This is a genomic window from Solirhodobacter olei (assembly GCF_004010155.1).
GTDB lineage: Bacteria > Pseudomonadota > Alphaproteobacteria > Rhodobacterales > Rhodobacteraceae > Solirhodobacter > Solirhodobacter olei.
Window position 1 is genome coordinate 31,766 of sequence record NZ_RRYH01000024.1, and the last position, 13,753, is coordinate 45,518.

Here is a 13,753-nt window from a genome sequence, read left to right on the forward strand (position 1 = left end):
CGACCGCGCTTGACAGCGCCTGCCGCGTCATGGCTGGCTCGGGTGTCCGATCGAGAGGAGCACCCCCGATGTCCTTCCACCTCTGGCTCGCCTTCGCCGCCGCGGCGACGGCCCTTCTGATGATCCCGGGGCCGACGGTCCTTCTCGTGATTTCCTACGCGATGACGCAGGGGCGCCGCATTGCCGTTGCCATGGCGCTTGGCGTGGCACTCGGGGATTTCATCGCGATGACGACCTCGCTCCTCGGTCTCGGCGCGCTGGTCATGACCTCGGCCGAGGTCTTCATGGTGCTGAAATGGGCCGGCGCGGCATACCTCGTCTGGATGGGGATCAAGCTTCTGCGCAGCCCGCCGCGGCTGGGCGAGGTCGAGACCCCCGCCCCAAAGGCGGCCCGCGCAGTCTTCCTTCACGCCATGACGGTCACCGCGCTCAATCCGAAGTCGATCGCCTTCTTTATCGCCTTCGTGCCGCAGTTCCTCAGCCCGGGCGCGCCGCTCGGCCCACAATTCGCCACGCTCATCGCCACCTTCGTCAGCTTAGCCTGCATCAACGCGCTCCTTTACGCGTTGCTCGCCGACCGGCTGCGCCAGCAGATTCGCCGCCCGGTGATTCTCAAATGGATGAACCGTTTCGGGGGCACGGCACTGATCGGGATGGGCGCGATGACGGCAAGTCTCACCCGCGTCTAAGATTTTTTTCATCCGGTCCGGACCATCCCCGCCGAAGGCCTGCCCGGCGGCGATGGAATCGCGCACCCCGTCCATTTCCGTAAAGAAAAAGTTAACAGATAAAAGGACTTGCCCACCTTTGCGCCCGGGGCGCCGCAGTTCGCAATGTCATGGTTGCCTTCCGACCGCCACATTATGGCCGGGCTTCGCCGCCGAAAAATCGCTAAACCCCCAAATACACGTAAGGATTGACGAGCATGCGAGCTATTCCGCAGAGTTGCCGCAATGCCCTCAAACTGCTGCCACCGGCCGCCGCGAGGGTCAGCGCCGGCAGGGATAAGGAAAGAAGAAACCGATGATCGACAACGCGACCACCCCGGATGCGGGCGCGGCCAAGACGCGTGACGAATGGTTCGCGGCGATCGAGGAAATCGGCGAAGATCTGGGCTATTTCGAACCGCTCGGGCGTGATCACAGCGCGGTCTTCCACGATGACGGCCCGGTGCTTTTGGTCAGCTTCGAGACGGTCGCGCAGGTCCGCGGCGCGCGGGAGGGGCAGATGCCCTGGGGGGTCACCCTCGCGCGAAATTTCGGCTGGTCGGCGCTGACCATCCTGGCGGAGGGCGACACCTGGTACCGCGACCCGGCAGTCTACGGCTATTTCGACCGCCTCGTCGACGACGCCTTCTTCGAGGATTTCGACCGCGTCGTCTTCTACGGCGCGGGCATGGGCGGCTATGCCGCCGCGGCCTATTCGGTCACCGCGCCCGGTTCAACGGTGATCGTGGTGCAGCCGGTCGCCACGCTCGACCCGCGCATCGCGGAGTGGGACAAGCGCTTCGCCAGCCATCGGCGTCTGAACTTCACCGACCGCTACGGCTACGCCCCCGACATGATCGAGGGCGCGGGTGAGGTCTTCGTGATCTACGACCCGGAAGAGACCTTCGACGCGATGCATGCCGGGCTGTTCACCCGATCCTTCGTGAACAAGCTGCCCTGCCGCAACCTTGGGGGAGAGATCGAGGGCGCGCTGACCCAGCTCAACGTGCTGCCCGAGATGATCACCGCCGCGCAGGATGAGCGCCTGACCCCCGAAACGTTCTGGAAGCTCTACCGAGCGCGCCGCAACCACCCGCCCTACCTGCGCCGGCTTCTGGCCCGGCTCGACAGCGAGGAGCGCCCGCTGCTGGCCGCCCTCCTCTGCCGCAACATCGCCGGTCGCATGTCCGCCCCCGCCTTCGAGCGGCGGCTGGCAGACCTGATCGACGCGCTTCGCAGCCAGGGGATCGAGCTTCCCGACACCCGCGTGGCGCAGGCCACGGCGGGCTGATCAGAGCCCGCCGGCCTCCCTCAGAAAGGCCACGATCTCTGCCACGCCGCGCCCGGTGCGGAGGCTTGCCATCACATAGGGCCTCGGGCCGCGCGCGGCCTTCGTATCAGCCTCCAGCAGCTGCGGGTCGACGCCAACATACGGCGCGAGATCGGTCTTGTTGACCACCAGCAGATCCGAGCGGGTGACGCCCGGGCCCTTCTTTCGCGGGATGTCCTGACCAGCGGCGGTATCGATCACGTAGATCGTCAAGTCCGCAAGTTCGGGGCTGAAGGTGGCGGCGAGGTTGTCGCCGCCGGATTCGATCAGGATCACGTCGAGATCGGGGATCGCGGATCGCAGGTCCGCCACCGCCGCGAGGTTGATCGAGGCATCCTCGCGGATCGCGGTGTGCGGGCAACCGCCGGTCTCTACCCCCCTTATGCGCTCGATCGGCAAAGCCTGGGCGCGCATCAGGTATTCGGCATCCTCGCGGGTATAGATGTCATTGGTGATGACGGCGACGGAGTAGTCGGCGCTCAGCGCACGGCAGAGCTGTTCCGTCAGGGTGGTCTTGCCGGCGCCTACGGGGCCGCCGATGCCGATGCGGAGGGGGCCGTGGGGGGAGCTCATGTGCGGAAGATCCTGACATCCATGGTTTCATGCTGCATCGCGGCGAGATCGGAGGCAAGGGCGCCCGAGCCGAGATCGGACGGGCTGGCCCCTGCGGCCTCGGCAGCGAGGCGCAGGATCAGGGGGCGGAGGGCGGCGAGGACCTTCTGCCCCTCGGTCTGGCCCAGCGGCAGGAAGCGCACCCCGGCCTGGACGAGGTTGCCCGCGAAGGCCTGAAGGTAAAGCGCCGCGATCTCCTCCGGCGTGGCCTCCAGACTGCGGGCGGCAGCCCCCACGGCAACCGGCAGCGGCATCGCCGGCCAGTCGGCACCGGTGAGCGCGTTGGTTGTGGCGCTGAAGGCCGCGCCCTGCTCCATCGTCTCCAGAAGCCGCTCGCGGGAGGGGGCAAGGGCCCGGGCCAGTTCGGAAATCTCCGCCGGGTCGACAGTCAGCGCCTGGACCAGCAGGATCGCATCGGTGCGTCCGCTGCCCTCGGCCAGAACGCCCTCCAGCCAGGCGCGCAGGCCTTCGGCGTCCTTCACCCGACCCTCGGCGATCGCCCATTCGAGGCCGTGGGAATAGGCGTAGCCACCGACCGGGAAGGCCGGCGACAGCCATTGCGCCAGCGTCAGAAGCGCCGTGGCGTCAGCCATCGACCTCCTCCGCCAGCGCGGCGTAGCGGCCCATGCGCAGGAATTTCAGCTCTCGCAGCAGCCTGATGGTGGGCTTCATTCCGAAGAAGATGGAGCCGACAAGGAACATCCATGTCGCCGCGTATGTTGTTGATTTATAGAAGAACAAGATCGATCCCACCACGAAGAGGCCGGCGGCGGAGAAATCCACCAGCGTATGGGCGATCTCATAGGCGGCCCAGACCTTGGCATGTTCTGGTGAGAGGCGGGAATTATCGGGGTGAAACAGGCTCAACGGATCGGCTCCGGCTCGGCGTCGTCGCCGGCCCCGTCCCCGGCGTCGTCCTCCTCGACCTGCCCGTGGGCGGAGACGTGGTGGTGGACATGGTCGTGACTGTGGCCGTGGTGAGGGTCATGGCCATGATCATGGGCGGGCCCGTGGTCATGGCCCATGGTGCGGCCGTGGCCATAGGCGCCGCCCTCGGGGGTGAAGGGGCCGGTGGTCTCGACCAGCTCCGCGCCCAGACCGCGGAGCATGCCGGCGAGCACCGGATCGCGGCGGATCACCAGCGACTCCGGGCCGATCTGGCAGGGGGTATGGCGATTGCCGATGTGCCAGGCGAGGCGGGCGAGATCGCCGCGGACCTCGATCAGCGGCTCGGCGGCGGCGGAGACGGCGATGAGGCGGCCGTCCTCCAGCTCAAAAGCGTCGCCGTCATCGAGGCTCGTGGTCTCAGCCAGGTCTACGAGGAAGGCCGTTCCCCCCGCGCTCTCCAGCCGTTTTCGCCGCAGGAAACGTTCGTCATATCCGAGGGTTACGCGGTCCGTCGCGGTCACGCCCCCGGCTTTTCGGCGGATCCTTCGGGCGGCTGGCAGCTCTGGCATGGTCTCTCTCGCGTCGGTCTGGGTCTTGCGGGGCATCCCCGCCCTTCATAGCGCCGAATGGCCCCCTGCGTCAGCCCTTGGCCGGGCAGTCATAGGCCGTGGCGCTCAGCGGCGCCGCGCTTTGCGCGGTGGGACGGGCGGTGCCGAAGACGATCGCGTTGGCCCCTGCCTGGGCGGCCTGCAGGATCATCGCCTTGCGGGCGTAGGCGAGCGCGCCGGCGGGGGGCGTGGCGGGGTTTATCGTGTCGTGCAGGTCCATGACATAAGTGCAGTCCCTGGCCTCGGTCTGGGTGAGGATGCGGACCTGCGGGCCGGGCGGCGGCGGGGCGGCGCAGCCGGCGGCGGTGAGGAGGAGCGGGAGCAGGCAAAAGGGGTGTTTCATCATGGCTCTGCCCGGGTTTGTTCAGGGTCGCGGGAATCCTGCGCCCGAATGGCGCCGCCTGCAAGACCCGGCTGGCAGCGGGCTGCGGAGGATGCCGCAGCGCAGCGGAGGAGTGGATGAGGGGCGGGCGGCAAGGGTCTGAAAAGGTGACAAAATACGGGTACCGATTCAACACCGCTTTGGCACCGCTTTCGCACCGTAAGGTACCGTATTTCGGGACGGTGGGGCAGGATTTGCGCAACGCCCCGGGGACGCCCTACGTGGGGAAGAGGGCTGGCGCCCGTCCGCGGGTGGGCGCTGACGGCAGCTGGGGTCTGTCCGTTTACGGTGTCGCGAATCCCTTCGGTTTGCCGGGGGGCGGACTCACCAATAGCGCCCGCTGTTTCGGGCCGGGGATGGTGGGTCGTGGTGCGCAATGAATGCGCACCCTACGGCGGGCCGCCTGCTGTCAGAACAGGAAATAGCGCTGCGCCAGGGGCAGTTCGGTGGCAGGCGCGCAGGTCAGAAGCGCGCCGTCGGCGCGGACCTCGTAGGTCTCGGGGTTAACCTCGATCGCAGGCATCGCGTCGTTCAGCTTCATGTCGGCCTTGCCGATGCCGCGGGTCTGTTCCACCGCCACCACGTCCTTGGCGAGGCCGAGCCGGGCGCGCACGCCGTCGGCCTCGGCCGCGGCGGAGGTGAAGACCACGGCGGAGCGTTCCACCGACCGGCCGAAGGCGCCGAACATCGGCCGGGAATAGACCGGCTGCGGCGTCGGGATCGAGGCGTTGGGATCGCCCATCTGCGCCACGGCGATGGTGCCGCCGATCAGCACCATCTCGGGCTTCACGCCGAAGAAGGCCGGGTTCCAGAGCACGAGGTCCGCCCGCTTGCCTTCCTCCACCGAGCCGATGTGGCGCGACAGGCCATGCGCGATGGCCGGGTTGATGGTGTATTTCGCGATGTAGCGGCGGACGCGGAAATTGTCGTTCTCGCCGGTCTCTTCCGCCAGCCGCCCGCGCTGGACCTTCATCTTGTGCGCGGTTTGCCAGGTGCGGATGATGACCTCGCCCACCCGGCCCATCGCCTGGCTGTCAGAGGCGATGATCGAGAAGGCCCCCATGTCGTGCAGGATGTCCTCTGCCGCGATGGTCTCGCGCCGGATGCGGCTTTCGGCGAAGGCCACGTCCTCGGGGATCGCCTTGTCGAGGTGGTGGCAGACCATGAGCATGTCGAGGTGCTCCTCGATCGTGTTCACGGTGTAGGGCATGGTCGGGTTGGTCGAGGACGGGATGACGTTGGGCGCCGCGCAGACCTTGATGATGTCGGGCGCATGGCCGCCGCCCGCGCCTTCGGTATGGAAGGCGTGGATGGTGCGGCCTTTGAAGGCGGCAAGCGTGTTCTCGACAAAGCCGCTTTCGTTCAGCGTGTCGGTGTGGATCATCACCTGCACGTCCATTGTGTCGGCGACCGACAGGCAGCAGTCGATTGCGGCGGGGGTGGTGCCCCAGTCCTCGTGCAGCTTCAGACAGGCGGCGCCGGCGTGGATCTGCTCCTCCAGCGCCTCTGGGAGGCTCGCGTTGCCCTTGCCGGCGAAGGCGAGGTTCATCGGGAAGGCATCGGCCGACTGCAGCATCCGGGCCAGGTGCCAGGGGCCCGGCGTGCAGGTGGTCGCCAGCGTGCCATGCGCGGGGCCTGTGCCGCCGCCGAGCATCGTCGTCAGCCCGGAATGCAGCGCGTCGTCGATCTGCTGGGGGGCGATGAAGTGGATATGCGCGTCCATCCCGCCCGCTGTGAGGATCTTGCCTTCGCCCGCGATGATCTCGGTGCCCGGGCCGATGACGATATCGACGCCGGGCTGGGTGTCGGGGTTGCCGGCCTTGCCGATCTTCAGGATGCGGCCCGAGCGCAGGCCCACGTCGGCCTTGTAGATCCCGGTCCAGTCGACGATCAGCGCGTTGGTGATGACGGTATCGGCCGCGCCGCCGCCGCGGCTGACCTGGGACTGGCCCATGCCGTCGCGGATCACCTTGCCGCCGCCGAATTTCACCTCTTCGCCATAGGTGGTCAGGTCGCGCTCGACCTCGATGATCAGGTCGGTATCGGCGAGGCGGACCCGGTCGCCAGTGGTCGGCCCGTACATGTCGGCATAGGCGGCGCGGGAAATGCGGGCGGGCATGGCGGGCTCCTCGGAAGGGTCAGGTTCGGATCGGTTGGCGGGGGCGCGTCAGAGCGGCCCCATGACGGACTGGTTGAAGCCGAAGACCCGCCGCGCGCCGCGGTAGGGCACGAGGCGCACCTCGCGGCGCTGGCCGGGCTCGAATCGGACGGCGGTGCCGGCGGGGATGTCGAGGCGGTAGCCGCGGGCCTTCGCCCGGTCGAAGGAGAGGCCGGCGTTGGCCTCGGCGAAATGGTAATGCGAGCCGATCTGCACCGGGCGGTCGCCGGTGTTGGCGACCTCCAGCGTGATGGCTTCGGCCCCGGTGTTGAGCTCGATCTCGCCCTTGCCTGTCAGGATCTCTCCCGGAATCATCGGCTCCCCCGTTCCCATTGGTTCAAATGTCCTGGCCGGAGGCCCCTGCCCTCGGCCGCCTGCTCAGCGGATCGGATGGTGCACGGTGACGAGCTTCGTTCCGTCCGGGAATGTCGCCTCCACCTGCACGTCATGGATCATCTCGGCCACGCCCGCCATGCAATCGGCGGCGGCGACGACATGGGCGCCGGCCTCCATCAGATCGGCGACGGAACGGCCGTCGCGCGCGCCCTCGACGACGTAATCGGTGATCAGCGCGATCGCCTCGGGGTGGTTCAGCTTCACCCCGCGCGCCTTTCGGTTCCGCGCCACCATGGCGGCGAGGCTGACCAGCAGCTTGTCCTTTTCGCGCGGCGTCAGGTTCATCCCGCCTCCCCCTCAGATCTGCCAGACGCGCGGCAGCGCACGCCCCGTTGCCATCACTACCGCCGCCATCGCCCGTTTCAAGGGAAAGGCATCCGCCGCCATGAGCCGCACGATGAGCCGCCCGTCCCAGCCGGAGGCGGCAGCCTCGACCTCGGCGAGCGTTGATAGGAGATCTCGCACGGGCCCCAGCGCGTCCTCCGCCCCGTCCGCCACCAGCGCCAGCGTCGCCACCGCGCGATGGGGGCCGAGGCAGGCCGGCCCCGCGCCGAGCGTCGCCCTGGTCAGGCGGAGAGGCTCGAGAAAGACCGGCCGGCCCTCGCGCCGCACCTCACGCCAGTCGCAGAGCGTGGTCTGTGCCACCCGTTCGCCCATCGCGGCGCGGCCGAGGACGACCGCCTCGGCCAGCATCAGCCGGGCACCGGGGCCGAGATCGGCCGTGGTGCGGCGGGAAAGCGCGGAGCGGTCGAAAAGGATCGTCTCCTGTGGCAGCCAGTCGAGCGTGGCGCCCGCGCCGAGGCTCAGATCCACCGTCACCCGCGCCTCGCCGCCGGCGGAGGCATAGGCGCGCTCTGCCGTCTGGGTGGTGGCCAGCGCGCTGACGCCGGGCGCGAGGTCGACGGCGAAGGAGAGCCGGTCGCCGCCGGTCAGCCCGCCCGAGGTGTTCAGGAAGACGACCTCGGGCACCGGGCCGTGGACGCGCGGCAGGAAGGCCTTGGCCGAGCCCTGCTGGCCGAGGCGCAGGAGCTTGCCGTCGGGGCCGAGGGCCACCCGCGCGGCGCCCCGCGCCCGCTCCAGTCCAAGAAGATCCGATCCGTCGGCCATGCGCCCTTTTACCCTGCCCGCCGCAGGGCGCGAGACTGCGGCCGATCCCGCGCCGCGGCAAGCCCCGGCGACACGGGAGCTGCCCATTTGCGCGGCCGTCCCGCCCGAATTTTGGGCAGCGCGCGAAGCCTTCACCGGCCCCTAGCCATCGGCCCGCGAAACGTGTAACGCCAGCGCCATGACCGACAGCCTGACCCTCCGCCGCCCCGACGACTGGCACCTGCACCTGCGCGACGGCGCGATGCTGGAGGCCGTGCTGCCGGAGACCGCGCGCCACTTCGCCCGCGCCATCATCATGCCGAACCTGGTGCCGCCCGTGGTCACCGCCGCGCAGGCCGCGGCCTATCGCGAGCGGATCCTGAAGGCGCTGCCCGAGGGGATGGATTTCACCCCGCTGATGACGCTCTACCTTACCGAGGAGACGGATCCGGAGGACGTGACCGCCGCCTATGCCAACGGGATCGCGCAGGCGGTGAAGCTCTACCCCGCCGGGGCCACCACGAATTCCGCCTCGGGCGTGCGCGACTTCGACCGGGTCCGGCCGGTGCTGGAGGCGATGGCCGCGATCGGCATGCCGCTTTGCGTGCATGGCGAGGTGACCGATCCCGAGATCGACATCTTCGACCGCGAGGCGGTGTTCATCGACCGGGTGCTGGACCCGATCCGGCGGGCCACACCGGGGCTGCGGGTGGTCATGGAGCATATCACCACGGCCGAGGGCGTGGCCTATGTCCGCGCCAACCCGACGGGCCTGGGCGCCACGATCACCACCCATCACCTGGTGATCAACCGCAACCATATCCTCGTCGGCGGCATCAAGCCGCATTACTACTGCCTGCCCGTCGCCAAGCGCGAAAGCCACCGGCTGGCGCTGCGCGAGGCGGCGATGTCGGGCGATGCGCGGTTCTTCCTCGGCACCGACTCGGCGCCGCATGTCGACCCGCTGAAGGAATGTGCCTGCGGCTGCGCCGGCTGCTTCACCGCGACGAACACGCTTTCGATCCTCGCCGAGGTCTTCGAGCAGGACGTTAGGCTCGACCGGCTCGAAGGCTTCACCAGCCTCCACGGCCCGGCCTTCTACGGCCTGCCCCCAAACGAGGCGCGGATCACGCTGACGAAGGGCGCGCTCGTCGCCTACCCCGCCAAGATCGAGACGGGCGCCGGGCCGGTCACCGTCTTCGACCCCGGTTTCCCGCTTCACTGGCACGTATCGTGACATTTTCCTGGCCCAAATACTCCCGCCGGAGGCGGCTGGCTCCGCCGCAGAGCGCCTCCGGCGGGGGAGTATTTGTGCCAAGAAGAAACCCGCACTGAGAAAGGACCCCGCCGATGCTTCTGCCTTCCGCCTATCCCCCGCCCGAGGAGATCGCCCGGCTGACGGCGCGGATGCTGCTGGAGATCAAGGCGGTGCATTTCAACGCCGCGGAGCCGTTCACGCTGGCCTCCGGCCTGCCCTCGCCGACCTATATCGACTGCCGCAAGCTGATCAGCTTCCCGCGGATCCGCTCGACCCTGATGGATTTCCTGGCCTGCACGGTGCTGCGTAACGCGGGCTTCGAAGCCTTCACCAATGTCGCCGGCGGCGAGACGGCGGGTATCCCCTTCGGCGCCTTCATGGCCGAACGGCTGGGCCTGCCGATGACCTACGTCCGCAAGAAGCCCAAGGGCTATGGCCGCAACGCCCGGATCGAGGGCGTGATGGGCGAAGGCGACCGGGTGCTGCTGGTCGAGGATCTGGCGACGGACGGCGGATCGAAGGTGAGCTTCGTCGAGGCGATCCGCACCACCGGCGCGACCTGCGCCCATACCGCGGTGATCTTCTTCTACGACATCTTCCCCGGCGCGGAGGAGGCGCTGGCCGAGCAGGGCGTGACGCTGCACCGGCTCTGCACCTGGTGGGACGTGCTGGCCGAGGCGCGGACGCAGGGCGCCTTCGATGCCGGGACCCTCGCCGAGGTCGAGGCCTTCCTGAAGGCGCCGCGCGCCTGGCAGGAGGCCCGGAGCAAGGGCTGAAATATTTCTGTGGAGAAGCCGGGGTCGGCTGTGGATGGCCGGTGGAGTTTCACGGCGTCGTGACGTTGGAAGAATCGCCAGCCTCAGCGGGACCCGCGACAGAGCCCACAAGATGTGGTAGGCTCCGAGTCACCCACAAATCATCCACAACGGCCGGACACGCTTATCCCCCATCCGTCCACAGGGTTGTTCCCCTTGCCGGACAATCGTGACGCGATATGCAGGGGGTCGAGGGACGGGACAAAACAGATGACAGAGATTACGCCAATCCGCTCCGGGTTGCCCCAGGCGCCCGGAACGGAAGGTGCTTCGGAAACGGCACCGCATAACATCGAGGCCGAGCAGCAGCTGCTTGGCGCGATCCTGACCAACAACGATATCTTCGACCGGATCTCCTCGCTGGTCCGGGCCGAGCATTTCTACGAGCCGGTCCACCGGCGCATCTTCGAGGTCGCGTCGGCGCGGATCCAGAAGAACGCGCTGGCCTCGCCGGTCACGATCAAGGCCTTCCTCGAGGATGACGCCGGGCTGCAGGAGCTGGGCGGCGCGGCCTATCTCGCCCGTCTTGCCGGTGGCGCGATCGCGGCCTACGCGGCGCGCGATTACGCGCAGATGATCTACGAGCTGGCCGTGCGGCGCGAGCTGATCGCGCTGGGGCAGGACATATCGGCCCGGGCGGCGAAGCTCGATGTCGCCTCCGAGCCCAAGGACCAGATCGTCGAGGCGGAGCAGCGGCTCTACCAGCTTGGCGAGCAAGGCGTGGCGGAGCGCGGGTTCCAGAGCTTCCTGAAGGCCGTGACCGATGCGGTGAACGTCGCCAATGCCGCCTATCGGCGGGACGGCGGGCTGGCGGGGATTTCCACCGGGCTGGTCGATCTCGACAAGAAGCTGGGCGGGCTGCATCCGTCGGACCTTCTGATCCTCGCCGGGCGCCCCTCGATGGGGAAGACCTCGCTGGCCACCAACATCGCCTTCAACGTCGCCAAGGCCTATCGCCGCGGGATGACGGCGGATGGAACCGAGGGCGCGGTCGATGGCGGCGTCGTGGGCTTCTTCAGCCTGGAAATGTCGGCCGAGCAGCTTGCCGCGCGGGTGCTTTCGGAGGCCGCCGAGGTGCCTTCGGAGCAGATCCGCAAGGGCGACATGAACGAGGGCGAGTTCCGCCGTTTCGTCGAGGCCGCGAAGGCGCTGGAGGCCTGCCCGCTTTACATCGACGACACGCCGGCGCTGCCGATCAGCCAGGTCGCGGCGCGGGCGCGGCGGCTGAAGCGGACGCATGGGCTTGACGTTCTCATGGTCGACTACCTGCAGCTTCTGCGCGGCTCGACGAAGGAGAACCGGGTTCAGGAAGTCTCTGAAATCACCCAAGGCCTGAAGGCGATCGCGAAGGAGCTGAACATCCCGGTGATCGCGCTCAGCCAGCTGTCGCGTCAGGTGGAGAACCGCGACGACAAGCGGCCGCAGCTCAGCGACCTTCGGGAATCGGGTTCGATCGAGCAGGACGCCGACGTGGTGATGTTCGTCTACCGCGAGGAGTACTACAAAGAACGCGAGAAGCCCGGCGAGGACAACCTCGAGGCCATGGCGAAGTGGCAGGAGGTGATGGAGCGCTGCCACGGCAAGGCCGAGGTCATCATCGGCAAGCAGCGCCACGGGCCGATCGGCACGGTGGAGCTGAGCTTCGAGGGCCGCTTCACCCGCTTCGGCAACCTCGCGCGGCCCTGGCAGGGCGGCAGCGAAGGGTTCTGAGGGGCCGGCGCGGCGGTGAACGGGGCGCAATGAATGCGCACCGTTCGGGGCGGTAGGGCCAGCGCCCGTCCGCGGTTGGGCGCTCGCTGCGGTGTGGGTCTGTCCGTTTATGGCGCAAGGAACCCCTTCGGTTTGGCGGGGAGCAGACTCACAAGATGCGCCCATCCGTCCGGGCGGACGGGCGCTGGCCCGGCGGGCTTTGCCCGCTGTTTCGGGCCAAGTGGGGCGGAGCTGGCCGCACACCCTTGCACCCTGCCCCGCCGCCCGCTAGGGATCGCGGGACATCCGCAAGCGAGGCCCCCATGAGCGATCCCGTTTCCGACGCCACGAGCACCGTCGCCGCCGAAGAACTGCGCCAGTTCATCGAGCGTTACGAGCATCTGGAGGCGGAGAAGGCCGACATCGTGGAGCAGCAGAAAGAGGTCATGGCTGAGGCCAAGGGCCGCGGCTACGACACCAAGGTGATCCGCAAGCTGATCTCGCTCCGCAAGCGCGACAAGGACGATGTCGCCGAGGAAGAGGCGATCCTGGAGCTTTACAAGGCCGCGCTCGGCATGGGCTGAGGCCGCGCCGCCGGCGCCAGCGGCCAGGGGGTGATGAGCCGAACCCCCTCCATGGCGGCGATCTCCTCCACATCCGCGTCGTAGCGGCGGCTGAGATCCTCGATGAGGGCCCCGGTCCAGCCGGGCAGATCCAGCTCCATCTCCAGCGCCCCCTCCAGCGCGTATTTGTCGAGGAAGGCCGCCACGGCACGGTGCCGCTGCGCAGGCGGCATGGCGGGCCGGGCGGCGAGGTAATCGGCCAGCCGCGCCGCGCCCTCGGGCGACATCAGGCCGGCGAGCCGCGCGCCCTCGCCCGCAAGCGCCGTGCCCGGTGCCGCACCCGCCACGGCGCGCAGCACCTCGGGCCAGATCAGCGGCGTGTCCTCGTCGCACCAGACGGTCAGCGGCACGTCGGGCCGCTCAGCGCGAATCCGGCCCACCATCTCTGCCCAGGAAAGCGCCAGCGGATCGGCCCCGCTGAGAAAGGCCTCGAAGCTCTCCCATCTGCCGGACTGGTAGAGCGCCGGCAGGAAGGTCGCCGGGTTGCGGATGGCAAAGGCCATCTCTGCCGCGCAGGAGGGCAGAAGGTTGGCCAGCGCCGAGACCTTCCCGCCCGCGTTGGGATAAAGCCGGCCGCGCCCCAGCACGTGGGCGCGGACGCAGAGGAACGCCTCGTTGGAGAAGACGAGACGGGCGGCCTCGTCCTGGATCATCACAGCGTCGAGGATCGTTTCCTCGGTCTGCGGACTGGAGGGCGCGCCCTGCATGGCGTTCACGACATTGCGCAGGATCGGGCCGCAGACCTTCGGATCGGGGATCACGATCCCCTGGGCGGCCAGCGCCGGGGCGTTCTGACGGAGACAGGTCTCCAGCCGGTGTTCATCGGTGCAGTGAAGCCCGAGGTGGTAGACGATATTCATCATGCCTGCGCCGTCCCTCACGGCACCCCGGGGGAGATTATACGGGGACCGGCAGATATTTGAACCGCTTTCCTCAGGTGGATGCGGTGGCGGGGCGGCGGAGGAACGGCGGCGGCCCGGCACCGCTGCGGCCGGCGGCCGCGGCTATCGTGCCGGGCCAGAATAGGCCTTGACCTCGGCCCCGTTTCAAACGATTTCGGGCCGGTGGCGCCGGTTTAGCTCAGCTGGTAGAGCAGCGGTTTTGTAAACCGAAGGTCGCGGGTTCGATCCCTGCAACCGGCACCAATCCCCCCTTCCCCCTCGACGATACGACGGGCGGCGGTACGCCCGCCCCGGGGCCC

16 protein-coding genes and 1 tRNA gene are annotated in these 13,753 nt (G+C 68.5%); 7 read left to right on the plus strand and 10 right to left on the minus strand.

Features of this window, described 5'->3' with window-relative positions; all coding sequences use genetic code 11:
- Window positions 1-68 precede the first annotated feature (68 nt).
- Both EIP85_RS16430 and EIP85_RS16435 read left to right on the plus strand, forming a co-directional pair.
- Entirely contained in the window at window positions 69-689 is a 621-nt protein-coding gene (locus tag EIP85_RS16430) for a LysE family translocator (RefSeq protein WP_127903309.1), read from the plus strand.
- A 334-nt stretch (window positions 690-1,023) separates the two neighbouring features.
- Window positions 1,024-1,998 carry a phosphoadenosine phosphosulfate reductase gene (locus EIP85_RS16435; RefSeq protein ID WP_206615559.1) on the plus strand — a complete coding sequence of 325 codons (975 nt, stop codon included), beginning with the start codon at window positions 1,024-1,026 and terminating at the stop codon, window positions 1,996-1,998.
- Here the strand turns inward: EIP85_RS16435 and ureG are convergent, their stop codons facing one another.
- From ureG to EIP85_RS16480, 9 genes are all read right to left on the minus strand, one after another.
- Complete coding sequence (gene ureG / locus EIP85_RS16440) at window positions 1,999-2,610, minus strand: urease accessory protein UreG (RefSeq protein WP_127903310.1); 612 nt, start codon at window positions 2,608-2,610, stop codon at window positions 1,999-2,001.
- On the minus strand, window positions 2,607-3,242 hold the full coding sequence (locus EIP85_RS16445) for an urease accessory protein UreF (RefSeq protein ID WP_127903311.1): 636 nt from the start codon (window positions 3,240-3,242) through the stop codon (window positions 2,607-2,609). Before EIP85_RS16445 ends, ureG begins: the two co-directional genes overlap by 4 nt.
- Window positions 3,235-3,516 carry a YrhK family protein gene (locus EIP85_RS16450; protein WP_127903312.1) on the minus strand — a complete coding sequence of 94 codons (282 nt, stop codon included), beginning with the start codon at window positions 3,514-3,516 and terminating at the stop codon, window positions 3,235-3,237. Before EIP85_RS16450 ends, EIP85_RS16445 begins: the two co-directional genes overlap by 8 nt.
- Window positions 3,513-4,106 (minus strand): urease accessory protein UreE, encoded by a 594-nt coding sequence (ureE, locus tag EIP85_RS16455; protein WP_127903378.1) that lies wholly within the window; start codon window positions 4,104-4,106, stop codon window positions 3,513-3,515. The genes EIP85_RS16450 and ureE overlap by 4 nt, the downstream gene beginning before the upstream one ends.
- Before the next feature lie 70 nt (window positions 4,107-4,176).
- Window positions 4,177-4,488, minus strand: a complete 312-nt coding sequence (locus tag EIP85_RS16460) for a hypothetical protein (RefSeq protein WP_127903313.1) — start codon at window positions 4,486-4,488, stop codon at window positions 4,177-4,179.
- A 448-nt stretch (window positions 4,489-4,936) separates the two neighbouring features.
- Complete coding sequence (gene ureC / locus EIP85_RS16465) at window positions 4,937-6,646, minus strand: urease subunit alpha (RefSeq protein WP_127903314.1); 1,710 nt, start codon at window positions 6,644-6,646, stop codon at window positions 4,937-4,939.
- 48 nt (window positions 6,647-6,694) lie between these two features.
- Window positions 6,695-7,000 carry an urease subunit beta gene (locus EIP85_RS16470; RefSeq protein WP_127903315.1) on the minus strand — a complete coding sequence of 102 codons (306 nt, stop codon included), beginning with the start codon at window positions 6,998-7,000 and terminating at the stop codon, window positions 6,695-6,697.
- 63 nt (window positions 7,001-7,063) lie between these two features.
- Entirely contained in the window at window positions 7,064-7,366 is a 303-nt protein-coding gene (locus EIP85_RS16475) for an urease subunit gamma (RefSeq protein WP_127903316.1), read from the minus strand.
- 12 nt (window positions 7,367-7,378) lie between these two features.
- Window positions 7,379-8,188: an urease accessory protein UreD gene (locus EIP85_RS16480; RefSeq protein ID WP_127903317.1), complete on the minus strand. Its 810-nt coding sequence runs from the start codon at window positions 8,186-8,188 to the stop codon at window positions 7,379-7,381.
- A gap of 178 nt (window positions 8,189-8,366) precedes the next feature.
- Here EIP85_RS16480 and pyrC point away from each other — a divergent pair, with 178 nt between their 5' ends.
- The 4 genes from pyrC (at window position 8,367) to EIP85_RS16500 (ending at window position 12,513) form a co-directional block, all read left to right on the plus strand.
- Window positions 8,367-9,404 (plus strand): dihydroorotase, encoded by a 1,038-nt coding sequence (gene pyrC / locus EIP85_RS16485; protein WP_127903318.1) that lies wholly within the window; start codon window positions 8,367-8,369, stop codon window positions 9,402-9,404.
- 113 nt (window positions 9,405-9,517) lie between these two features.
- On the plus strand, window positions 9,518-10,201 hold the full coding sequence (locus EIP85_RS16490; RefSeq protein WP_127903319.1) for an orotate phosphoribosyltransferase: 684 nt from the start codon (window positions 9,518-9,520) through the stop codon (window positions 10,199-10,201).
- A 249-nt stretch (window positions 10,202-10,450) separates the two neighbouring features.
- On the plus strand, window positions 10,451-11,950 hold the full coding sequence (locus EIP85_RS16495; protein ID WP_127903320.1) for a replicative DNA helicase: 1,500 nt from the start codon (window positions 10,451-10,453) through the stop codon (window positions 11,948-11,950).
- 302 nt (window positions 11,951-12,252) lie between these two features.
- Window positions 12,253-12,513, plus strand: coding sequence for a DUF2312 domain-containing protein (locus EIP85_RS16500; RefSeq protein ID WP_127903321.1), 261 nt, complete (start codon window positions 12,253-12,255; stop codon window positions 12,511-12,513).
- Here EIP85_RS16500 and EIP85_RS16505 read toward each other — a convergent pair.
- Window positions 12,486-13,415: a hypothetical protein gene (locus EIP85_RS16505; RefSeq protein WP_127903322.1), complete on the minus strand. Its 930-nt coding sequence runs from the start codon at window positions 13,413-13,415 to the stop codon at window positions 12,486-12,488. The two genes, EIP85_RS16500 and EIP85_RS16505, sit on opposite strands and share 28 nt — an antisense overlap.
- Before the next feature lie 206 nt (window positions 13,416-13,621).
- On the opposite strand from EIP85_RS16505, the gene EIP85_RS16510 reads away from it, so the two are divergent.
- Window positions 13,622-13,697: transfer RNA gene (locus EIP85_RS16510), tRNA-Thr, on the plus strand.
- The last annotated feature ends 56 nt before the right edge of the window (window positions 13,698-13,753 follow it).